A 21487-nucleotide genomic window follows, 5' to 3' on the forward strand; every position below is an offset into this window, starting at 1 on the left:
AAAAAATATGTCGCTAAATGGTAATTTTTGTCGCCAAAAGAGGTTCTTCTATTAAGTGAAATTAAATAGTATTTCCTCTATCAATAACAAAAATAAGGAAACCTCAATGGTAACTTATGGCAATGATCAAAATGGTTTATGGCTAAAGTTCAATAATTTTACTTCAAATGATATTAGGCAAATTGAATACATAAATAGTGTTTTATACGTCACTAATTATTCAGGAACTTACTATTCACTTAATTTTAATTCTCTTGCTAAAGCTCGCATGATTTTCAGTGATGGGGTCGAAAAACAGGTTTTATTTACAAGTGGGGGTAATGGTCTAAACATTTCTACTGCAAACAGTGAGTGGATTGTAGGCACAAATTTAGTCGATCAAATAAGTAGTGGTGCGGGAAATGATCGTCTATTTGGTGGAGTAGGAGACGATATTTATCAATTCAGTAAAGGGGATGGTATAGACAAGGTCACGGACTATAGTGGAAATAACATCATCCAGTTCATGGCGAGCAATTTGGCCGATATTTCTATACAAGGAAATGGAAGCAATTTACAGGTCAAATACTCAGACAATGACGCCGTATTAATTGAAGGGAATGTAAGTAACTTTAAATTCTCTGACGGTACGACTACGACACTCGATCAATTACTCACAAATAAAACCATTACACTCACTGGCACCAAAGGCAATGAAACGATTAATGGCTTTGCATCGAATGACATTATCAATGGTCTTGAAGGTAACGATACCTTAAATGGTAATGCTGGGGATGATACGTTAAATGGTGGTGCAGGTGATGATAAGTTATATGGCGGAACAGGTAATGACTTGACCATAGGTGGTACTGGGAATGATTGGTTAGCCTCGGGTAGTGGGGACGATACTTATCAATTTAGTAAGGGAGATGGTAACGATACCATTAACGATTATTCGGGTAAAAACACCATCCAAATTACCGATGTTTCTTCAAAAGACATTACATTCACAACTAATGCTAATAATGAATTAGTTATTCATTATTCAGCAACGGATAGCATCACTTTAAAAGCCTACATTAACAACTACATCCTTTCAGATGGCGTAGTTCAAACTTATCAGGAGTTCTTAACAGGAAAAACTGCAACTTGGACTGGGACAGATAATGCCGATAACTTTTTAGGGACTCTTCCCAATGATGTGATTACGGGAGGTAAGGGTAATGACACGTTAAATGGTCGAGAAGGTGACGATACTTATCGTTTTTCTTTAGGCGATGGAATAGACACAATTAATGGAGACTATTCGGGTAACAACACGATTGTGTTTACGGACGTTAAATCTACCGATGTCCAATACAGTTTTGATAAAACCACTTTAAATATTCAATACAGCGATAGTGATGTTGTTAAGCTAACTGGCTATCTCGCTAACAACAATAAAAACTTTAGTATTCAATTTGCCGATGGCGTCACGATTGACCGTGCTCAACTAGATACGACGGTTGGAGTAAATTACTGGGTACGTGCACTTGTTGCTACAACAAATAGTAATCCAGATTTTAAGTATATTTTCCCTTCGACTGCACCTGATTACCTACTCGATGCAAATGGTCAAGCACCTTTATGGTGGAGTCCTTTTAGTAAAGCTCAACAGGACTTTATGACTCAGGTCTACCAAAAAGCTTCTGACTTTTCAGCTTTAACTTTTACATTAACGGACAATGCATCACAGCTTAATACCATTGCTGCATACCGTAATAGCACTGCTGCCACGGCTTATGCACAGTATCCAAGCGGAGCTTTTGTTGGTTCAGATGTGGCTTTTGGACCAGATTTTTGGTTTGACCCGGCAGGAACTTGGGTGACTGCAAGCTATCCGCATGAGTTGGGACATGCTCTGGGTTTACGTCATACCTTTGAAGGTTCCACCATTGATAGTTTCTCAAAAGAAGAAGACACACGGGCATGGTCAGTGATGTCATATGACCGTACTGGTATGTCATATGACGGATCTTTTGCACCGTTTGATATTGCGGCTTTGCAAGCGATATATGGAGTGAATAGTTCAACCCGTGCAGGTAATGATACTTATACCTTTGATGGCACTAAAGGCATATTGGTATGGGATGGTGCAGGCGTTGATACAATCAATGCGAGCAATGCTGCACAAGCAGCTACCATCGATCTTAATCAGGGTGGTTGGAGTTATATTGGTGAAAAATCTTCTCATATATCGAGTGCAAACCAACTAAGCATCAACCTTGGAACCCAGATTGAAAATGCAATTGGTGGTGCTTACGATGATATTTTAGTTGGGAACAATTTATCTAACCGACTTGAAGGTGGTCTTGGTAACGACACTTTAAAAGGAAATTGGGGAGACGATGTGCTATTGGGGGGTGCCGGAAATGACATCCTTGATGGTGGAAAAGGTGCAGATAGCCTGATTGGTGGAACGGGTGACGATACTTATTATGTAGATAATGTAGGCGATAGCATTGTAGAGAATACTGCTGAAGGTAACGATAAAGTAATCTCGGATATAAATTATACCTTAGGGGATAACCTAGAAAACCTCACTTTAAATGGCGCGGATAATTTAAACGGCAATGGAAATGCGCTGAATAATGTCATCATTGGTAATGCTGGCAATAACATTTTAAATGGATATGCTGGAAATGACACATTGAATGGTGGAGCTGGAAACGACACCTTAGATGGTGGGGCTGGTAATGACACTTTAGATGGCGGAAGTGGAGCAGATACGCTGATTGGAGGTTTGGGTGATGACATCTATTATGTTGATAACGTAAATGATGTCATTATCGAGAAGATTAACGAAGGATTCGAGACTGTTAACTCAACTGTGAGTTATGCGTTAGATAGCGGCAATGCACTTAATAATTTGAATCTGTTGGGGACAGACAACATTGATGGAACGGGGAATGGAAATGGTAATACGATTGTTGGGAACAGTGGTAATAACATTTTAAGTGGTGGTACCAACAATGACGTTCTAAATGGTGGTGCTGGTAATGACATTTTAAATGGTGGAAAAGATAACGATACCTTGATTGGTGGTTTAGGCTCTGACACTGCGTTATATAAATTATTAAATACAAACGATGTAACGGGTGGTAACGGAGCTGACGTTTGGAAAGACTTTAAAGTAGGCAATACCTTAACCGACAGTGAAGCCGACAAAATTGATATTAGTGAACTGCTCATCAATTATGCCAATGGCGGCACTGTAAACTCTATTTTTTCTTATCTCTCATTAGACCTCAATGGAAATAACAGTATTTTAAGTATTGACCGAGATGGTGCAGGAACTGCTTATAACAGTACCTCATTTTTAACCTTAAATAATGTCAACACTACTTTAAATACTCTATGGGACAACCATCAGATCCTTGTCTAAATGAAGGAAGTACAAGTGGCTAACTAACTTTAAAAAGATGCTTAGGTGAGATGGCTTAAGCATCTTTTTTAATAGAAACAAAGTTCCATGAACTGTCAGATCACTGATCAAACCTCAGAAAAATAAATCTATTGAATTGTATTCAATGAAAGAATGAAGGAATAAAAAATGGGAATTCTAGCTAAAGTCTTTGATCGCGGTGCTCACTTCCCTGTGCGCCATATGAGTTTTAATTTTAATCAGTCTCAACCTACTTTATTTAAGGATAACCCTTGGGGAGAGTACTGGCTGGCAACCTTGTCTGCTATGTTTCCTGCGGGTGAGCGATTTTTTGTACATAGTGTAAGAAACTTACAAAATCAGGCTAAAACAGAAAGACTTCAAAAAGATATTGCAGCCTTTATTGGACAAGAGGCGATGCATGCTAAAGAACATGAACATCTGAACCAACTTATACAGTCATCTGGACTTGATACCGAGCCTGTTTCAGCCAATGTGGAATGGTTAATGGCTAGGTTGAAAAAATATTTCACACCCACCCAGCAATTAGCAATTACTTCGGCTGCTGAACATTTTACAGCCATTATTGCACGGCAGATTATGAGACGTTCCGATTTGCAGGAGCGTTTATCAAGTAATGAAACTTTAAAAAATATTTGGTTATGGCATGCGGTAGAAGAAAGCGAACATAAAAGTGTGGCTTTCGATTTATATCAAGATGTCTCTGGGGGCAATTTCATTCGGCTTCTTGTAATGCCGTTTGTGACTTTATATATGGCAGGAATAATGTCAGCGGGTACGGTGTATCTGGCCATAACTCACTTTTCCGCATGGAAGTTACTCCACCTAAAAGAATTTAATGCATTAATTCTTGGAAAGAATGGTTTTTTAAGTACTTTATGGAAAGATTATTTGGACTATTACAAATTAGATTTTCATCCAGAACAACACGACTCAAAAGCTTTGGAAGAGCACACTAAAGCACAGCTTGGGTTTTAATAGATTTATTTTAAATGTCCAATCGTAAGAGATTGGACATTTAAGCTGAAAAAACTGATGAATTAGGTTCTTTCAGAATCTAGCATTTCATTGTTTTTAACAACGTCTTGTGCTTTTTGATAGCTTTCGATGAGCAATTGGTACGGTGGGAAAATTGCACTATAAGCTGCTGCAAAGTCTGCTGCATCACTACGATGCCATGTTTTTTGTAGCTCTGAACACACAGCCGCTGTATCAATTGGCACCACACCAGCTTGAACAACTCGAGCTAAGGTAATTTCTTGAGCCATTTTTGAATATGTTCCAGATGCATCAATCACCGCAAAGACTTGGAAACCTTCAGCAACTGCGCTGATACTTGGGAAAGCCATACATACGCTGGTAATAGTACCTGCAATAATCAGTTGTTTTTTACCGGTTGCTTTGACTGCTTCAACAAAGTCAGGGTTATCCCAAGCATTAATTTGACCTTTACGGGCAACATATTGTGCATGAGGAGCAAACTGGTGAATTTCTGGAATTAAAGGACCATTTGGACCTTGAGGAACAGAAGCAGTAGTAATGACAGGTACATTACATAGCGTTGCAACTTTAGCCAGAGTAACCACATTTGCACGTAACTCAGGAACAGTAAGATCTTTTACAGTTTGAAATAAGCCACTTTGATGGTCGATTAGTAGCATTGCAACATTATTTGGGTCGATTACGGGTGCTTGACCGTTAAAATTTGCTGGTGTACTCATTTTATGCTCCACTTTATTTCGATAAATTTAAAGTCGGAAGGATGACTAAATAAAACAGGGGGATAGCTGTTTTTGTATAGTTATTCACTTCTTGTTTAATTAAGATATAACGAAAATATGAGCCTAGAAGCTGCCGAAATTTGATTTTAGTGTTCTATTATTTGAACAATAAGAGGTAGGAAATGCAGGATTTAAACGATCTATATTACTTTGCAAAAATTGTTGAATATGGTGGTTATTCTGCTGCGGCTAGAGCGCTCGATATTCCAAAATCTAAACTCAGCCGAAGAGTTGCACTTTTAGAAGAAAGACTCGGTGTACGTTTATTGCATCGTTCTACGAGGCAATTTAGCGTGACTGAACTCGGCCAACAATATTATCAATACTGTCACGCGATCTTGATCGATGCTGAAAATGCCCAAGAATTTATTGATTTAAACCAGTCAGAGCCGCGTGGAACGATTCGGGTGTCTTGTCCACCTGCCTTATTGCATCATCACATGGGCGAGTTTCTGACTAAATTTATGCTGCAATTCCCAAAAATAAAAATCTATATTGATGTGACCAACCGAAATGTTGATGTCTTAAATGAAGGAATTGATATTGCTTTTCGTGTTCGCTATCCGCCACTCAAAGATAGTGGTTTGGTCATGAAAAAATTTGTGACTAGTGATCAGTGTTTAGTTGCGCACCCTCGTGTTTTGTCTAAGCAGCCGATACCTCAAACTTTAGATGAATTGCATCAGTTCAGAACTATTGGGCTTGGTAATGCAGAACAACAAAGTGTGTGGGTACTTCATCATCAGGAGCATGGAACAACTCATTTCCAGCATGATCCTGATTTAATTGTGAATGACATGACCGGGGTATTACAGGCTGTTATTCATGGCTTAGGTATTGCTCCTTTACCGATTATGATGGCTCACGAATATATTTTGCGTAAAGAACTGATTGTGGTTTTACCTGAATGGAAACCTACAAGCGGTATTGTCCATGCGGCTTATGCTTCTAGAAAAGGATTATTACCTGCCATCAAAAGGTTGCTGGATTTTTTAGAAGAGCAGTTTAATCAACTCGATAAAGACTTATTAGGTTATCGATAACTAAATTAAAAGCAGTAAAAAACTTAAATTTTGATTATTTTTTATAGATTAACTTTATGAAAAATAAATAGAAATTAATATGATTTTATATTGTCGTGAAATGGTCAGTTATGTCGTGAAATGAAGTTCTCCTCAAGAAGTTAAGTGGTTAATCTCTGGCTGATAAATCATCACAGTCCTGTGAAATATTTATCAAAAAAACAAGTCATAACACCCTAAATACTTCTAAAGATTTGAAGGAGATAAACATGTATAAAAAGAATATTGGGGGACTAATTAATGCTCTAGCATTAGTTATATATAGTTCTTCAGTCATGGCAGCAGATAACTCAAGTTCTTTTGTAAAACTGGAATTTACCGTCACCAAACCTTTCCTTTTTTTCTCACAGACATCAGGTAATACTTGTGGAGGAGTATTAATTCGCAATGATGTAGTTTTAACAGCAGCACATTGTACGGCGGCAGTTTGGGGTGATAGTGCGAATCAAGGCTATACGCTTGGTGGGACGGTGAAATATGGGGCGAGTTTTTTATCTCAAGTTCAAGCAGCATCTTTTAAGAAAGATGAAGGCTGGGTTGAGATTCCCGATGTAGATATCGCTTTAATACGCCTATCTCACCCTATTGATAATAATAGCGGTGCAACCGTAGCCAAAATTCCAGCCGCATGTAGTCAAACTGAAGCAAGGCAAAATATTGGGCGTGGTGATGTAACGGCTTATTTAGGTCGTAGTAGTACGGGTGCGGCCTTACCTGAAAATTTATATGGCACTTCATATGTCAATATTCGAGATGTAGGTCCTTCACCGTTAGCACGAGGGATTTACTATAAGGCAACCGCTTCTATGAATGCTGGGGATTCTGGTGGACCTTGGCTGTCAGATGATAATACTTTAATTGGTATTAATAACGGTATTGCGGGTACTGATAAATACGGTGCTGTAATCTGTCAGTATACTCATCAAATCAATGATGTATTGGTGAAATGGTCAGCAGCCGGAAACCAAACTGGAGCAGTAACACCACCAACTACACCGCCGTCAGTAGAGCCAACGACTCAACCGCCGGTAACAAATCCACCAACAACTTCACAGCCGACAACTGAACCTCAAACTACCGATAATGTTGTTTTTAGTTTCTTTAACTGGCTTGCTTCATTATTTGGTTTTTAATTCGTACTTATTAAAAGATCAAGATACTTCGGTATCTTGATCTTTTTTTTACTTAGATTGAATGGGTTTATTAAGCGACCACTTTAATTACTTTGGTTGTGGCGTCGTAGTCTTTCAAATTGACGTGATGCAGTTTATGTTTAATCACAAAACCAAATTCGGGCCAAATAATATGGTTACGACCTGCATCATCTAGATAATAGCTTTTACAAACATCGGGTCTTACCGGCATTTTAGCCAATCGTTTATCTATACGGTCATTAAAACGTTTTTGAACATCTGCTTTGACTTCAATACGGTCCAGACGTTGCTGCTGTATTAACTTCACCATTTTTGCGATATAAACGGATTGCTGCTCAGCGGTCCACATGACTGAACCCACGGTGTTTTGTGAGTTCGGTCCTAACATCATAAACATGTTAGGGAAACCGTGAATTGACATGCCCATGTATGCACGCGGTTGACGCTGCCACACATCGCTTAAACTGCGGCCGTCTACACCTTTAATAATTTTATAAATTGCGGGTTCTGCGACAGCATAGCCAGTACCAAAAATAATGGTATCTACTTTAATTTCTTTGCCGTCTTCACCGACTACACCATTTTCAGTGATATGAGACAAGCCCTGAAAGAGGACAGTCACATTCGGTTTGGCTAAAGCCGTATACCAGTTATTAGAAAACATTGGACGCTTACAACCTAAGGTATGTGTAGGTGTTAATGCCTTACGCATTTCTGGGTCTTTAACACCTAAAAAGATGTTTAACTTTCCTAAGGCATGCAGTTTTCTCATAATATTTTCATTCATGAAAATAGGAAGTGAGGGTTCTAGACTCCACAACGCACTTTCACGAATAATCTTTTCTAAAATTGGCGCTTTTTTAAAAGTAACTTTTACAATGTTTGGAACGGCAAAGTCCGGTTTTGGTAAAACCCATGACGGCGTACGTTGGAAACTATAAAGATGACCAACTTTAGGTTGAATGGCTGGTAAAAACTGAATAGCTGAAGCGCCGCTACCGATCACAGCTACTTTTTCACCTGTTAAATCATGCTCATGATTCCACTTACCTGAGTGAAACATAGTACCTTTAAACTTTTCTTGACCCGGGAAGCTCGGCATTTTTGCTTCGCCAATAAAACCTGTCGCAGGTACAAAGATTTTTGCACTATATTTTTTACCATCACGTGTGCTAATGAGCCAGCGATTTAAATCATTATCCCATTCGGCATGAGTGACCTCGGTGTTAAGTTTAATCTGATTCACAATCTCAAATTTGTGAGCCACATCTTCTAAATATTGTCGAATTTCGGCTTGAGGCGCATAGGTTCGTGACCAGTTTGGATTTGGCGCATATCCCAGAGAGTACATTTCACTCGGTACGTCACAAAATAGGCCCGGGTAATCATTTAATGCCCATGTGCCACCAATACGGCTAGCCATATCTAAAATGACAACGTTTTTAATTCCTTGCTCTTTTAACTTGATGCAAGTACTTAAACCTGAGGGACCAGCTCCAATAATAAGTACATCTACAAGTTGAGTTGGGGTAGAGGGTTTGACTAATTTATTCATAGAAAAATCCTGAAATAAAGTATAAATGACTTGGCTGATAGAGTTGCGTACAGCCTTAAGTGGAGCGATCAGTCTTCTGAAAATGTTGAATTAAGTACTGAGCGATAATGTTGGGTTGTTCAGCTTGTAAAAAATGACCGCAGCCGGGAACGTAGACACTCTCAATTCCTTGCGGGAAATAAGATGTCTGGGCTAAAGCTTGATGTAGCCGTATATTCATACAACCATCGTCCAAACCGGCTAAGGCCAGTGTGGGTGTGGTGACTGGACTTAATAAATGCCGATTTGCTCTGAGATTGTCCGAATTTAAAATTGCAAATAAGTTGTGGTAATAGCGGGTAGCTGCCCAAGCAATATCGGGATTTTGAAAAGCCGCGCGGGTAGGTGAAAAATCTGACTCAGTAAATTTCCAAGTAGGTGACCATTTACGCCAAATTTTTTCTACAAAACTTGCGTTATTACGAGATAGCACCTGTTCAGCAAATCTTGATTGCATGAGCAACATATAAGAAGACATGTAGAGCTGACGTGGAAAATTAGGTAAGGCTTTAAAAACATCCTTAAAATTTGGAATTGGGGGAACAGCCAACAAACTCATGCTATGCAAAGCTTTGGGTTGCCTACTTGCAAAGCTCATTGCGATTGCAGCTCCCCAGTCATGTCCTACGAGGTGAGCTTTATTTTTTAAGTGTCCTTTTGCTTTTAAAAGTTCTAACCAAGCTGCTAAATCTGCTAGAGCAGAGGCGAGACCGTAATGTGCCTGCCGATTTACAGAGTCTTGGGTATAGCCACGCAACCAAGGGACAAAAACTTGATAGCCTGCTTTCACAAGTAAAGGGTATATGTGGTCCCAGCTATGCGGTGTGTCAGGGAAACCGTGTATAAGTACTACCAAAGAGGCATTAGCTTCACCATATAGAGTCCCATGCAACGTGAGTCCATCACGGCTTAAGGTTAATTGCTCGACTTGAATCATGGCACTGCTCAGCTTTTCAATTTTGAAGAAAGCGCTTTGGCGTAGGCCTCTGCGGCTAACTGAGCGGCGGGCGATTGAGCTAAATAAGCTAAAGCTTTTTCGACATCACCATCATGTTCAGGGTGATAGCTCAATTTGCTCCATCCTTTTAAAGCAGTCAAAATCATGCCGAGATCAGGTAAGCTTTTCTTTTTCTTTGCAGTTTTTTGAAATAACCAAACTAAAGCCAATGGATTTTTTTTAGCAATTTTTTGGGCTTCTTTGGTTCCATCGAGATGACAAAGATAGACCGTTGAACCGAGCCAGAACCCAACCATTGCAGCAAAAGCAAACCCCATGCTGAGCTGTCTGCCTAAATAGCCTTTAACGCCGTCTCCAGCTAAAGCTCGATAAGCATCATAGCCAACTGTGCGATGCTCAACTTCTTCGGCACCATGCCAGCGCACAATATCTAGCATGGCTGGATCCGCACCTTCTAGGCCTTCTGCATCTAAAGCCCATGTACCAAAGAAACAGAAATAGTGTTCAAGCCCTGCAATAATGCCCATACGAAAAGCGAGCCACTGTTTTGGATAACGCTTAAAAGGACCATAAATTCCAAACGGCGTGTCGCCCATAAAGCCATCTTTAAAGAACCAGTTTAAAAAATCTTTAAAGGGTGTGGGATCTATGCCGTGAGTCTGAAAATAAATCTCTGCACCTTTATGTGCATTGGCATGGGCCGCTTCTTGGGCAATAAAACCACGGATATCTGCTTTCAGGTTTTTATCTTCAACATAGGGCAACGTTTTGTTTGCAAGGCGACAAAACCAGTGTTCAACAGCAGGTAAAAGAACATGCATGCTGTTCAGTACATGTGTCGTTAACACATCGTTTGGAACCCAATGACGAGGCGTTTGAGAAAAATCAAACTGTACTTTCCGTGCAACAATATGATGATCAATAAATGTGCTCATAGTAGAATCCTGCCTACTTAAATCAGATCGAAATTGACTCAATTTTTTTGATCAAGCTACGAGATTTGACGTAACCATTGGCTGCAAACCACTGCAATGCATCACGTACTGCAATTTCAACGGGCGTTTGAGGAAGTCCAAGCTCTTGAATGGCTTTTGTACAATTAAATGAGGTGCCGAGCTGACCGATTTTGGCTGCTGAAGGCGTCACAAGGGGAGCTTTATGAGTAATATGTTCTGTTACCCACAAAGCTGCATGGCCCGCAAGTTGAGATGAGACGCCTTCAACTACACTTGGAATGGTCATTACTGGGCGCCAGATGCCTAAGAGCTGATGAACTGTTTTTGCCATCGCTACGCCGTCAAGATCTCGATTACCTAAAATATAGGTTTCACCACTTCTACCTTTTTGCGCAGCCAAGACATGGCCTTTTGCTACATCGCGTACATCAACCATATTGTTAATTGCACCCGGTACAGCAAGGGCAGGCATGGTAGCGATGGTGAGTAAAAGTTTTCCTGTTGGGGTTGGGGCAATATCTTGAGGGCCAATTGGACCTGTCGGGCAGACAATCACAATATCTAAGCCGCCCGCGGCAAACTGTAAGGCAACCTGATGTGCTTCAAATTTTGTTAAAACGTATGCATCTCCAGTCGCGCCTAAAGCAAATGGACTTGTTTCGGTGGCCTGAATGCCTTTGGGTTGACCTGCAAAACATGCGCCTGTACTGGTATAAACAACACGTTTAACACCAGCCTTTTTTGCAGCATTGAGTACGGTTCGTGTTCCTTCAACATTGACTTTGCGCATAAGCTCAGGCTTCGGAAGCCATAAGGCATAAATTGCGGCAGTATGAAAAACCAAATCACAACCCGTTACTGCTTCATCCATTTTTGCTGGGTCGGTAATGTCGCCTGCAATTAACTCAACATCTAACCCTTCTAAATTGGTTAATTTTTCTTGAGGCAAATGCAGTACACGTACTTCGTAATTTTCATTGAGTAAAGTACGTACAATGTGGGAACCAATAAAACCAGCACCACCAGTAACCAGAGCTTTCATATTTCACCAATCTTTATTAGATTTTTATCCTGTACAAAGTGGATAAAAATGCGGCAACTTAGTAAGAGGTACTATGCCGAATCTGAAATATGTGTCATAGTTCTTGAAATGACAGTTTTGACCATTTCACGACATTTTATCGAGAAAAATAAAGAGAGCGTATTGTGAATCCGTCTTTACCTGGAACCTATGTCAGCCTTATGGCTGATGTCGTCCAAAAGCTAAATGTATCTCCCGAAGAACTCTTGGAAGGAAGCGGAGTTTCTGTTGAGCAACTGTTGGAACCCTTTTGGTATTTAGATTTCAATATTTTTAATAATCTTCTGAATAGAGCAGTCGAACTGACCAATGAGCCTGCATTAGGTATCTATCTTGGCTTGCAAATGACCGTGTCTTGTCATGGTTCGGTTGGTCTTGCTGCAATGGTTTCACAAAATTTGGGTGAAGCTTTAAATGTCATGGAACAGTTCATTGGCCTACGTTGTCCAGCTTTAAAACCACGTCTTGAAATAGAAAACGATTTAGCTTTTTTATATTTAGATCAACCCATGACAAACTTTAAAATGGGTATTGTCGGGATGACATTTTTAATGGTGGGCTTTGCTCAAATGTCGAATGCCATTACCGGACAAAAATTAGAAATAAAAGCCGAATTAAATTACCCAGAACCTGCTTTCTTGGAACAAGTTCAAGAATTATTGCCATGTGAGATTCAATTTAATCAGCCATTCAACCGTTTGGTTTTTTCTGAAACTTTCTTGGCTCTGCAGTTAATTATGGCTGATCCATTAGCCGCTCGTTTAGCTCGTGAACAGTGTAAGCATGATTTAAACAAGTTAGCTGCTAAACGTGGTGAAAAACATCCATTGACAGCTTTAGTGCGTGAGTTACTTTTTGATGAAGTAGAAGGCTTCTTTAAAATGAAAGATGTTGCCGAAAAATTGCATTTAACTGAAAGAACATTACAACGCCAGTTAGCGAAAGAGGGAGTTACTTTTCAGGTTTTAGTAGACCAAGTTAGAGAAAGATATGCAAAGAAATTATTGAATCATCATGAATATAGTATTTCTTATATTTCTGAGAAACTGGGTTATTCCGAAGTCACACATTTTACGCGGGCATTTAAACGTTGGACCAATCAGACTCCGAAACAATATCGAAATTTAAGAGAGAGTACATCATAATTTTTTACTAAATACTCAAAATAATAGTTTGATTTATTTAGGTATTCTTAAATAAAGAGGGATTTTGTAAAGTTTGTTTGTGTTTTTTTTAAATATTCAAAAATAAAATATAATTATTTTACAATCGATTAGGAATGTAATCAGAAAGTAGTCTATGTAATATATATGGAATTTGTATTTAATGGTTTTTATACGCTAATTTCGGCGGTCATTGTTTTATTGTTGGGCCGCTTTCTTGTCAATCGGATTGATTTTTTAAAACGTTATAATATCCCTGAACCTGTAGCGGGTGGTTTGGTTGCTGCTGTAGTTTCTTTACTTGTCCACACTTTGTGGGGGTACAGCATTGTTTTTAGTAGCGAATTACAAACCAGCTTTATGCTCGTGTTCTTTGCTTCAATTGGTTTAAGTGCCAATTTTATGAAGCTTAAAGAAGGTGGTACTGCTTTAGTCATCTTCTTAATCTGTGTGGCCTCATTTATTGTTGTGCAAAATGCTGTTGGTATGAGCCTTGCGACTTTATTGGGCCTAGACCCACTGATTGGTTTGATTGCAGGTTCAATCACTTTAACGGGTGGTCATGGTACAGCAGGTGCATGGGGTGAAATCTTAGAAAGTCAGCATGGTATTCAGGGTGCTTTAGCACTGGGTATGGCAAGTGCGACTTTTGGTTTGATTATTGGTGGTGTAATTGGTGGCCCGTTAGCCAAATTACTCATTAACCGTTATAGCCTTGCTCAACCTAAAACTAATGCTGAAATCCAACATCGCGATACGCATGTTGAACAAAATTCAGATGACCTTGCGCCGTTTGAAAACCCGCATCAAGTTCGTTTAATTACTGCCGATAATGCAATTACCACGCTGGGTATGTTTGCAGCATGTTTAGCATTTGCTGAATTTATGACTGGCTTTAGTAAGGGAACTTGGTTTGAGTTACCAACTTTCGTTTGGGCGCTCGGTGGCGGTGTAATCTTAAGAAATATTTTAGAAAGCGTGTTGAAAATTGATATTTTCGACCGTGCGATTGACGTTTTTGGTAATGCGTCTTTGTCGCTTTATTTAGCTATGGCATTGCTTTCATTAAAGCTTTGGCAACTTGCCGACCTAGCTGGTCCGCTTGTGGTTATTTTGGGTGCTCAAACCATTACGATGGCTTTATATGCAGCATTTGTGACGTTCCGCATTATGGGCAAAAACTACGATGCGGCAGTGTTAGCAGCAGGCCACTGTGGTTTTGGTATGGGTGCAACACCAACAGCAGTAGCAAATATGCAAGCCATTACTAACATGTATGGGCCATCGCATAAGGCCTTTTTAATTGTTCCACTTTGTGGTGCATTCTTTGTCGATTTAATTAATGCGACAGTGATTCAGCTCATGTTGAAGTTCATTGTTTAATCAAAAAAAGCCCGTAAGGGCTTTTTTTTGGGTGCTTGTTTATGAATATTAAGATGAATAGATATTTTTTATACATATAGGCTTAATTTTCAATTTTGGGTGATTTAAGCCATTTTATTTTTAGGACACTTTTTCTCAAAACTAATAATCGCCCCCAAAGCTCGTTTCACTTAGAATAAATTGCAGATAAATAAAAAGAGAAATGTATGAGCTCAGAAGCACATTCAATTAGCTTGGTTGCCCCCGTAGTTTTATTGGCAGCGGCTGTTATTGCAGTCCCTATTTTTAAACGTATTGGTTTAGGTTCAGTATTAGGTTATTTAATTGCGGGTCTAATTATTGGCCCATTTGGTTTTGCTTTTTTTCAAGATTCCACCGCAATTTTGCATATTGCCGAATTAGGAATTGTGATGTACCTATTTGTGATTGGTTTGGAAATGCAACCATCACATTTATGGAGTCTGAGGCGCGAAATTTTTGGTCTTGGTACACTACAGATTATCATTTGTGCGCTGGCTTTGACTGGCGTCGGGCTATTATTTGGTTTTACGTGGCAGGTTGCTTTTATTGGTGCGGCAGGGTTTGTATTAACATCGACTGCCATTGTGATGCAGCTCTTGGGTGACCGCGGTGATTTGATACAACCCCGAGGACAAAAAATTGTAGCCATCTTACTTTTTGAAGATTTATTGATTGTACCTTTGCTGGCTATTGTCGCTTTTATGGCACCAAATCATGTGGTCGAAAGCACAGCGGTACGTCTAGAAAGCATAGGAATTGGTTTACTCGCAATTGCAGGGCTTATTGCGGCTGGGTATTGGTTACTTAACCCATTATTTAGACTTTTGGCTGCTGCTAAAGCGCGAGAAGTTATGACTGCTGCCGCTTTATTGGTTGTGTTGGGTGCCGCATTACTCATGCAAGTCAGCGGTTTGACTATGGCAATGGGTGCTTTCTTGGCGGGTGTGCTTTTATCTGAATCGACCTTTAGACATCAAATTGAAGCCGATATTGAACCGTTCCGAGGAATCTTACTGGGCCTCTTTTTCCTTGGCGTGGGTATGTCACTGGACTTATCAGTGGTTGCGCAAAACTGGCAACTGATTGTAAGTGGTGTAATTGCGCTGATGCTTGCCAAAGCGCTCATGATTTATATAGTCGCCCGAGTAACGAAAAGCTCTCATACAGAAGCATTGGATCGCGCTTTACTTATGGCTCAAGGTGGAGAGTTTGCCTTTGTACTTTTCTCTGCTGCATTAAGTGCACAAGTTATTGATAGTACTGTTAAATCTAATTTAACCGCGATTGTTGTGTTTTCAATGGTGTTGACCCCAATTGTTGGTATTATTTTTAAGCGTTTCACTCAAGCAAAAACGAAGGTTTCACTAGAAAACATCGATATTGCCGACGGGCTAAGTGGTAGCGTTTTAATGATCGGTTTTGGGCGCTTTGGACAGGTCACCAGTCAATTATTGTTAGCAAGAGGTGTCGATGTCACCATTATTGATAATAATACCGACATGATTCGAAACGCCGAAAAATTTGGTTTTAAAATTTATTATGGCGATGGCTGTCGCCTAGATATTTTACATGCTTCCGGCGCTGCAACAGCACAAGCGATTGTGGTGTGTGTAGATAGCAAGGAAACGACCAATCGAATTGTGGAACTTGTGACCCATGAATTTCCTTTGGCGAAATTATTAGTCCGCTCATACGACCGTGAGCATTCACTACATTTAGTCAAACAAAAAGTGGACTTTATGATTCGTGAAACATTTGAATCTGCAATTAAGTTTGGCGGCGTGATTTTGCAAGAGCTTGGTGTGGATGAAGACGAGGTAGAAAGAATTACCGAGGAAATTCGAGATTTAGATAATGAGCGTTTTGAAACTGAAATCGCAGCAGATGACGTAAATGCAGGGGTAGGTATGCAATATACTCATACTCATCATCCAAGACCGACGGCGCCATTGATTCGACCAAAACAAGAAGGGCGGATTTTAAATAAGGAAGATACCTCAGAAAATGAAAGTGTTGATTAGTTAAAACTTCAGTAAAAGCTCTCTTTAGAAGAACTTTTACTGAAAATATTTTGTGACCAGAAAAGCTTAAACCGCTAAATCTGCTGCGCTCAGCATTTCTTGACCCACAATCATTTTGGCAAATTGATTGGCAATTCTTCCTGAACGATTACCTTGTTGAGTTGCATATTGAATAGCTTTTAACTGAATTGTTTCCCAGCTTTCGCGCTGTTGCCATTTATATTCATTTAGCCAGTATTGAACAGTTTTTAAATACTCCTGTTGGCTAAATCCATAGAAGTTAATTTGTAAACCAAACCTGTCCGCCAAAGAAATCTTTTGTTCAATGCTATCGCCAGGACGTAATTCGCCGTTTTCACCCACATTTAACTCGGTATTATCTTTATTGTACTCGGCCACCATATGCTTTCGATTTGACGTTGCATAAATGAGGGTGTTGTCTGAGCTAGTGGCTAATGAACCGTCTAACACGGTTTTTAAAGTTGCATAACTTGTGTCGCCAGCTTCAAATGCCAAATCATCACAGAAAATAATAAAGCGCTCGTCACGATCTTGCAGTAAATTAATGATTTTTGGTAAATCTTCTAAGTACTTTTTCTCAAGTTCAATTACTCGAAGGCCCAAGTGGTGATATTCATTTAAACAGGCTTTTACAATAGAAGACTTACCTGTGCCACGTGAGCCAGTCATGAGTACATTATTTGCCAATAATCCTTTTGCAAAAGCCTCGGTGTTTAACTTCACTTTGGTGAGCTGGTTGTCGATATTGCACAGATGATTAAACGAAATGAGTTGAGGCTTGCGAATAGCAATGAGTGAACCTTTGTTATTTTCTCTTTCCCATCTAAAGGCAATCGCCTCATCTAAGACATCTACCGAAATTTCTTGGCTTTTAGAAATCTTTTCGACGGCCTGAGTAAGCTTTTGGATTTCAAAAATAAGATTTGAAATTGTCTGACTTAATTCCATGAGCTCAACCTTTAAAAATGCATGAAAGAGAATTTGAATAATTAAACATAGGATGATAGTATCACCGTATGTTTTAGCTTGCTAGTACCAATTTTAATGATTGAGCAAATCCAAAAAAGATCTCTCGTAGACGAAGTGATTCACGTTGTACGTCAGAATATTAAAAATGACATGTGGAAAGTAGACGAGAAAATTCCAACTGAACCCGAGCTTGTGCAAGGTTTAGGGGTAGGCCGAAACACCATTCGTGAAGCAATTAAAATTTTAGAATATTTAGGTGTTTTAGAGGTCAAACAGGGGCTTGGTACCTTTGTACGAACAAAAAATGATTTTTCGATTGTGATTAATTCCATTCATCATTCTGATTTATATGAACACCTAGAAGTGAGATGTTTATTAGAAATTGAGATTGCAAAATTGGCTGCTCGACACAGTACGCCTGAAGACATGCGTGAAGTTATGGAGTGCTTAGAAAATAGAGCTAGAACAAATGAAGAAGATGTTGCGAACTTCATGTTAAGTGATAAAAAACTGCATTTGGCAATTGCTAAGGCAACTCATAATAAAGCCTTGCAAGCAACCTATGAGTATTTCTTAAACTCAAGCTATCAATACACTTTAGAGTTAGTCACCAATAAAAATTTACCTGACCCAAATCAGCAAATACATAGCGAACTCGTTCAAGCCATTTCCAATAAATCTGAGACAGAAGCCATGAAAATTGCTGAATCTATGTTGGCTCCGATTTTACATTCGTTAGATTCAATTAAAGCTAACGCTACACAGCAGAACTAAATAGCTAGACCAAATACGATGAGTTTTATGATTGTTTCGAATAACTTCGATGTTCCTTACTATTTAAGTCTTAGGAAAGAGAAGGGTATGACGGCTTACTATTGGGCAACTCATCAATCTGATCTAGCTTTATTTGAAACTTATGAGTTGGCTTATCGGTTTTATTTTCCATCGCGACATATTCTGATCCGAAGTGAAATTAAAGCTTTTGCTCAACATGGTGAAAATAAAGTTTAAACCATGAAAGAGATGTGCATGGTCATTCAAAATGCTGATTTAAAATATCAAAATATATATGTAGTGGGTGATATACATGGTTGTTATTCACTTTTAATGAAAGAACTTGCAAAAGTTAACTTTAATTTTGAGCAAGATTTATTAATTAGTGTCGGTGATATAGTCGATAAAGGGCCGCAGAGTTACCAATGCCTTGAGCTTATAGAAAATAAGTGGTTTACGATGGTTCGAGGTAACCATGAAGAACTATGTATTCAAGGTAACTATAATTCCTTCTTCCGTAAAATTCATGAAAAGTATGGCGGTGAATGGTTCTATGCACTAGAGATTACTGCAAGAAACCAAATTGTTGCGAAGCTAAAAAAGCTCCCCATAATGCTTGAGCTGCATACACGCCGAAAAAAGATTGGTATTGTTCATGGCGATATTCAACTCGATGATTGGAATGCCCTGAAAGCTCGCGTTGAAGCGAAAAATTCGGACGTAACCCATACATTTTTAACTTATGCCGATGTTCTGTGGGGCAGGTCCCGAATAAAAAATAGTAAAGATTACGGCACCGTTCAAAATATTGATGAAGTTTATTTAGGCCATACTGTTGTTGAAACTATGGTTAAGCGAAATAACTGCTTTTATATTGATACGGGTGCCTATCAATCAAACCGTCTTACTTTAGTGAAGTTAGATGGTTAACCATATTAAACCAACCTAGAGATGCTCTAACGCCGTGCCTTTAACAGGGTTTCTGCGCCAGTAATAAGGCTGTAAAAATCTAAGAAAAAGCTTCCACGGTGTAATCCACGCGATGCGTCGGTTGGTTTTTGTGTTTTGAATAATTTGTTTTGCTAAATACGCACAAACAACTTCTGGTGGGTCAATTACAAAGAAAAATAAGCGCTTCATCTTTTTCCAGTTTTGAATATTTCCATTAGTCCAAGATGAAACTAACAAGTCGGTTGCCACCATACCGGGACTAAGAGTGCCAGTTAAAATAGAGGTCGACTTAGTCTCTTTATAAAGCGCTTTACTAAAATAACTAACCGCTCGTTTGGTGGTTGCGTAAGGAGTCATTCCAGCACTCCATTCGCCGTTGCTTCCCCAACCTTCCATATTAAAAATTTGACCATAACCCTGTTTGAGCATGCCTTTTAGAGCCACTTGAGAACCAAGCATTGTGCCCAAAATATTCGTCGAAATGGCTGCATTTAATTCATCTGGCTGAAGGTTAATAAACTCTTTCGTTGGGTGGCAGCTGCCTGCGTTATTAATCCACACATTGACTTGTCCAAAATGTTGAATTGCTCCATCCCATAAAGCTTGTACATCCGCAATTTGTGTCACATCACAGCATAGACCTATAAATTTTTCTTTATTGAAATGAGTTTCTAAATGAGAAAGAGCATGGTGAAGATGCTCGGTGTTCCGTCCAGCGATGACAACTGAACATCCCAGCTCTAAAAAAGCGTGAGCGAGTGCTAAACCAATACCTTTTGTGCTTCCAGTGATAACTACACAGCCAACTTCACGACTAGATAAACTCATTGAAATCTCTATAATTTTTTAAAAACTTAACGCTATTGAGCAGTTTTATGAAAATGAGTTGTTTGCTCTTTTAATAAAAGCAAATAGATCATTGATAAACTTATCATCGAAATATTCATTACGATAGGGTTATAAGGCGAGATAAGTGTAGATGGCTTTAAAACACCAATTAAGAGCAGTAAGCCGAATAAACCTAAAATACTTAAATAGTGAATATATTTATGAGTAGAAAAAAGAAACAATAAACCAAAAATAATTTCAGCTATACCGCTGGCGCGCCCAGCAAGTTTTGCATACTCAAAAGAAAGTCCGATGGTTTGCCATACAAATATTTCATCAGAGTTAATGAAAATTAGTTTAGGAATGAGTCCTTGATAAATCCATAAAAAAGCGAGCACAAAGCTTATAAATTTTAATGCTTTAGCATTATTCATTAAGAGTCTCTAAAAGTTTGAAATTTCAATTTTGATCATTGCGACTATTATGTTTTGATTTAATTTATTCTTCAACAGAAAATAAGATGAGCTTATTTTTCAATCATTTCTTATGGTTATTTTTTAACAGTAATGTAGGAATAAGATAGGAAAGTTTTATATTAAAAACATAGGAGAAATGCTCCTATGTTTTTAATTTTATGGTTCACTAACTAATCTTGATATATTTTTTAAAAGTATATTTCTTAGAAATTGTTTATAGCATTCATCTGTATTTTTGTTTGAATGTTGAACTAAATAACCGTTAAGCTGTGTAATTATAATTATAGCTCTTTCTTTATATTCTTCTGATGATATTTCATTATGAATAGGAAGGATGATTTTATATATAAGTTCAAAATTATACTTTTGTATCATTGACAAAGATTCATATACATAGGGTAAGTGGTCTGAAATAGAAAATACCTCTTTAAATGTATGCGTAATGACCGGTTGTTCTATTTCATATATTATATTAGTGATAATATTCATAAAACGATGCAAGGGTGGTTCATTTGCATTTAAGTTGATTAAAATTTCTATACGCTGTATGTAGTCGCAAATTAATTTATCGAGTAAAGCCTTTAATAAAATATCTTTATTTTGGAAATAATGCTGCAAGGTACTTAAACTAATATTTGATTGAGCGGCAACTCCTCGCATACTAAAACCAGAATAACCTTTAGTAAGAAAAACTAGCTCAGCATTTTTTAAGATTTGCTTTATTCTTTCTTGTCCTTTTAGTGTGGTAAAGGACTTCTTTATTTGCATAGTATCAAAGGTATCAATTTTGATCATTATCCAGCCTGTAAGTACTATTTAAAAAAAGGCATTCTAAACCATGAAATTAGAA

The 21487-nt window shown here is 38.6% G+C and carries 19 protein-coding genes; 10 read left to right on the forward strand and 9 right to left on the reverse strand.

Going from position 1 to position 21487, the window contains the following annotated elements; genetic code table 11:
- Window positions 1-106 precede the first annotated feature (106 nt).
- Together ACH63V_RS15835 and ACH63V_RS15840 are read left to right on the forward strand one after the other, a co-directional pair.
- Window positions 107-3403, forward strand: a complete 3297-nt coding sequence (locus ACH63V_RS15835) for a M10 family metallopeptidase C-terminal domain-containing protein (RefSeq protein ID WP_396464014.1) — start codon at window positions 107-109, stop codon at window positions 3401-3403.
- A gap of 168 nt (window positions 3404-3571) precedes the next feature.
- On the forward strand, window positions 3572-4402 hold the full coding sequence (locus tag ACH63V_RS15840; protein ID WP_396464015.1) for a metal-dependent hydrolase: 831 nt from the start codon (window positions 3572-3574) through the stop codon (window positions 4400-4402).
- Window positions 4403-4464: 62 nt separating this feature from the next.
- Here ACH63V_RS15840 and ACH63V_RS15845 read toward each other — a convergent pair whose 3' ends face one another.
- Window positions 4465-5145, reverse strand: a complete 681-nt coding sequence (locus ACH63V_RS15845; RefSeq protein WP_000106450.1) for a hydrolase — start codon at window positions 5143-5145, stop codon at window positions 4465-4467.
- A gap of 182 nt (window positions 5146-5327) precedes the next feature.
- Here ACH63V_RS15845 and ACH63V_RS15850 point away from each other — a divergent pair, with 182 nt between their 5' ends.
- Together ACH63V_RS15850 and ACH63V_RS15855 are read left to right on the forward strand one after the other, a co-directional pair.
- On the forward strand, window positions 5328-6248 hold the full coding sequence (locus tag ACH63V_RS15850) for a LysR substrate-binding domain-containing protein (protein ID WP_001153333.1): 921 nt from the start codon (window positions 5328-5330) through the stop codon (window positions 6246-6248).
- Between the two features lie 248 nt (window positions 6249-6496).
- Window positions 6497-7420 carry a trypsin-like serine protease gene (locus tag ACH63V_RS15855; RefSeq protein ID WP_000277160.1) on the forward strand — a complete coding sequence of 308 codons (924 nt, stop codon included), beginning with the start codon at window positions 6497-6499 and terminating at the stop codon, window positions 7418-7420.
- A 70-nt stretch (window positions 7421-7490) separates the two neighbouring features.
- Here ACH63V_RS15855 and ACH63V_RS15860 read toward each other — a convergent pair whose 3' ends face one another.
- Genes ACH63V_RS15860 through ACH63V_RS15875 form a run of 4 tightly spaced genes read right to left on the reverse strand, consistent with a single transcriptional unit; the run spans window position 7491 to window position 11991 of the window.
- Window positions 7491-8996 (reverse strand): flavin-containing monooxygenase, encoded by a 1506-nt coding sequence (locus ACH63V_RS15860; RefSeq protein WP_396464016.1) that lies wholly within the window; start codon window positions 8994-8996, stop codon window positions 7491-7493.
- Window positions 8997-9051: 55 nt separating this feature from the next.
- Complete coding sequence (locus ACH63V_RS15865) at window positions 9052-9972, reverse strand: alpha/beta fold hydrolase (protein ID WP_396464017.1); 921 nt, start codon at window positions 9970-9972, stop codon at window positions 9052-9054.
- 8 nt (window positions 9973-9980) lie between these two features.
- A complete protein-coding gene (locus ACH63V_RS15870) occupies window positions 9981-10928 on the reverse strand; it encodes a metal-dependent hydrolase (RefSeq protein WP_002049195.1) in 948 nt (315 codons plus the stop codon).
- A 22-nt stretch (window positions 10929-10950) separates the two neighbouring features.
- Window positions 10951-11991, reverse strand: a complete 1041-nt coding sequence (locus ACH63V_RS15875; protein WP_396464018.1) for an NAD-dependent epimerase/dehydratase family protein — start codon at window positions 11989-11991, stop codon at window positions 10951-10953.
- A gap of 164 nt (window positions 11992-12155) precedes the next feature.
- On the opposite strand from ACH63V_RS15875, the gene ACH63V_RS15880 reads away from it, so the two are divergent.
- The 3 genes from ACH63V_RS15880 to ACH63V_RS15890 all read left to right on the forward strand — a co-directional run bounded on the left by ACH63V_RS15880 (window position 12156) and on the right by ACH63V_RS15890 (window position 16618).
- On the forward strand, window positions 12156-13175 hold the full coding sequence (locus ACH63V_RS15880) for an AraC family transcriptional regulator ligand-binding domain-containing protein (RefSeq protein ID WP_396464020.1): 1020 nt from the start codon (window positions 12156-12158) through the stop codon (window positions 13173-13175).
- A gap of 165 nt (window positions 13176-13340) precedes the next feature.
- Window positions 13341-14576: a sodium/glutamate symporter gene (gene gltS / locus ACH63V_RS15885; RefSeq protein WP_002049330.1), complete on the forward strand. Its 1236-nt coding sequence runs from the start codon at window positions 13341-13343 to the stop codon at window positions 14574-14576.
- A gap of 206 nt (window positions 14577-14782) precedes the next feature.
- Window positions 14783-16618: a monovalent cation:proton antiporter-2 (CPA2) family protein gene (locus tag ACH63V_RS15890; RefSeq protein ID WP_396464021.1), complete on the forward strand. Its 1836-nt coding sequence runs from the start codon at window positions 14783-14785 to the stop codon at window positions 16616-16618.
- Between the two features lie 66 nt (window positions 16619-16684).
- Here ACH63V_RS15890 and ACH63V_RS15895 read toward each other — a convergent pair whose 3' ends face one another.
- Complete coding sequence (locus ACH63V_RS15895) at window positions 16685-17587, reverse strand: ATP-binding protein (protein ID WP_396464022.1); 903 nt, start codon at window positions 17585-17587, stop codon at window positions 16685-16687.
- Between the two features lie 96 nt (window positions 17588-17683).
- Here ACH63V_RS15895 and ACH63V_RS15900 point away from each other — a divergent pair, with 96 nt between their 5' ends.
- The 3 genes from ACH63V_RS15900 to ACH63V_RS15910 are packed head-to-tail and all read left to right on the forward strand — an operon-like array spanning window position 17684 to window position 19312.
- The gene (locus ACH63V_RS15900) at window positions 17684-18382 is read left to right on the forward strand and encodes a FadR/GntR family transcriptional regulator (RefSeq protein ID WP_396464023.1); all 699 of its coding nucleotides are present in this window, start codon (window positions 17684-17686) and stop codon (window positions 18380-18382) included.
- Between the two features lie 27 nt (window positions 18383-18409).
- Window positions 18410-18619 carry a hypothetical protein gene (locus tag ACH63V_RS15905; RefSeq protein ID WP_050560288.1) on the forward strand — a complete coding sequence of 70 codons (210 nt, stop codon included), beginning with the start codon at window positions 18410-18412 and terminating at the stop codon, window positions 18617-18619.
- Between the two features lie 18 nt (window positions 18620-18637).
- Complete coding sequence (locus tag ACH63V_RS15910) at window positions 18638-19312, forward strand: metallophosphoesterase (protein WP_396464024.1); 675 nt, start codon at window positions 18638-18640, stop codon at window positions 19310-19312.
- Window positions 19313-19327: 15 nt separating this feature from the next.
- Here the strand turns inward: ACH63V_RS15910 and ACH63V_RS15915 are convergent, their stop codons facing one another.
- The 3 genes from ACH63V_RS15915 to ACH63V_RS15925 all read right to left on the reverse strand — a co-directional run bounded on the left by ACH63V_RS15915 (window position 19328) and on the right by ACH63V_RS15925 (window position 21432).
- Window positions 19328-20161 (reverse strand): SDR family NAD(P)-dependent oxidoreductase, encoded by an 834-nt coding sequence (locus ACH63V_RS15915; RefSeq protein WP_396464025.1) that lies wholly within the window; start codon window positions 20159-20161, stop codon window positions 19328-19330.
- 32 nt (window positions 20162-20193) lie between these two features.
- Window positions 20194-20595: a DoxX-like family protein gene (locus tag ACH63V_RS15920; protein ID WP_396464026.1), complete on the reverse strand. Its 402-nt coding sequence runs from the start codon at window positions 20593-20595 to the stop codon at window positions 20194-20196.
- Window positions 20596-20793: 198 nt separating this feature from the next.
- Window positions 20794-21432 (reverse strand): TetR/AcrR family transcriptional regulator, encoded by a 639-nt coding sequence (locus tag ACH63V_RS15925; RefSeq protein WP_396464027.1) that lies wholly within the window; start codon window positions 21430-21432, stop codon window positions 20794-20796.
- Window positions 21433-21487: the final 55 nt, after the last annotated feature.

Source organism: Acinetobacter sp. ABJ-A23_2, assembly GCF_044538765.1.
GTDB classification, from domain to species: Bacteria; Pseudomonadota; Gammaproteobacteria; order Pseudomonadales; family Moraxellaceae; genus Acinetobacter; species Acinetobacter nosocomialis_A.

What these genes read in the sequence shown, in the direction of transcription:
- ACH63V_RS15835 (WP_396464014.1), top strand. Translation starts at nt 107, where the DNA reads ATGGTAACTTATGGCAATGATCAAAATGGTTTATGGCTAAAGTTCAAT.
- ACH63V_RS15840 (WP_396464015.1), top strand. Translation starts at nt 3,572, where the DNA reads ATGGGAATTCTAGCTAAAGTCTTTGATCGCGGTGCTCACTTCCCTGTG.
- ACH63V_RS15845 (WP_000106450.1), bottom strand. Translation starts at nt 5,145, where the DNA reads ATGAGTACACCAGCAAATTTTAACGGTCAAGCACCCGTAATCGACCCA.
- ACH63V_RS15850 (WP_001153333.1), top strand. Translation starts at nt 5,328, where the DNA reads ATGCAGGATTTAAACGATCTATATTACTTTGCAAAAATTGTTGAATAT.
- ACH63V_RS15855 (WP_000277160.1), top strand. Translation starts at nt 6,497, where the DNA reads ATGTATAAAAAGAATATTGGGGGACTAATTAATGCTCTAGCATTAGTT.
- ACH63V_RS15860 (WP_396464016.1), bottom strand. Translation starts at nt 8,996, where the DNA reads ATGAATAAATTAGTCAAACCCTCTACCCCAACTCAACTTGTAGATGTA.
- ACH63V_RS15865 (WP_396464017.1), bottom strand. Translation starts at nt 9,972, where the DNA reads ATGATTCAAGTCGAGCAATTAACCTTAAGCCGTGATGGACTCACGTTG.
- ACH63V_RS15870 (WP_002049195.1), bottom strand. Translation starts at nt 10,928, where the DNA reads ATGAGCACATTTATTGATCATCATATTGTTGCACGGAAAGTACAGTTT.
- ACH63V_RS15875 (WP_396464018.1), bottom strand. Translation starts at nt 11,991, where the DNA reads ATGAAAGCTCTGGTTACTGGTGGTGCTGGTTTTATTGGTTCCCACATT.
- gltS (WP_002049330.1), top strand. Translation starts at nt 13,341, where the DNA reads ATGGAATTTGTATTTAATGGTTTTTATACGCTAATTTCGGCGGTCATT.
- ACH63V_RS15890 (WP_396464021.1), top strand. Translation starts at nt 14,783, where the DNA reads ATGAGCTCAGAAGCACATTCAATTAGCTTGGTTGCCCCCGTAGTTTTA.
- ACH63V_RS15895 (WP_396464022.1), bottom strand. Translation starts at nt 17,587, where the DNA reads ATGGAATTAAGTCAGACAATTTCAAATCTTATTTTTGAAATCCAAAAG.
- ACH63V_RS15900 (WP_396464023.1), top strand. Translation starts at nt 17,684, where the DNA reads ATGATTGAGCAAATCCAAAAAAGATCTCTCGTAGACGAAGTGATTCAC.
- ACH63V_RS15905 (WP_050560288.1), top strand. Translation starts at nt 18,410, where the DNA reads ATGATTGTTTCGAATAACTTCGATGTTCCTTACTATTTAAGTCTTAGG.
- ACH63V_RS15910 (WP_396464024.1), top strand. Translation starts at nt 18,638, where the DNA reads ATGGTCATTCAAAATGCTGATTTAAAATATCAAAATATATATGTAGTG.
- ACH63V_RS15915 (WP_396464025.1), bottom strand. Translation starts at nt 20,161, where the DNA reads ATGAGTTTATCTAGTCGTGAAGTTGGCTGTGTAGTTATCACTGGAAGC.
- ACH63V_RS15920 (WP_396464026.1), bottom strand. Translation starts at nt 20,595, where the DNA reads ATGAATAATGCTAAAGCATTAAAATTTATAAGCTTTGTGCTCGCTTTT.
- ACH63V_RS15925 (WP_396464027.1), bottom strand. Translation starts at nt 21,432, where the DNA reads ATGATCAAAATTGATACCTTTGATACTATGCAAATAAAGAAGTCCTTT.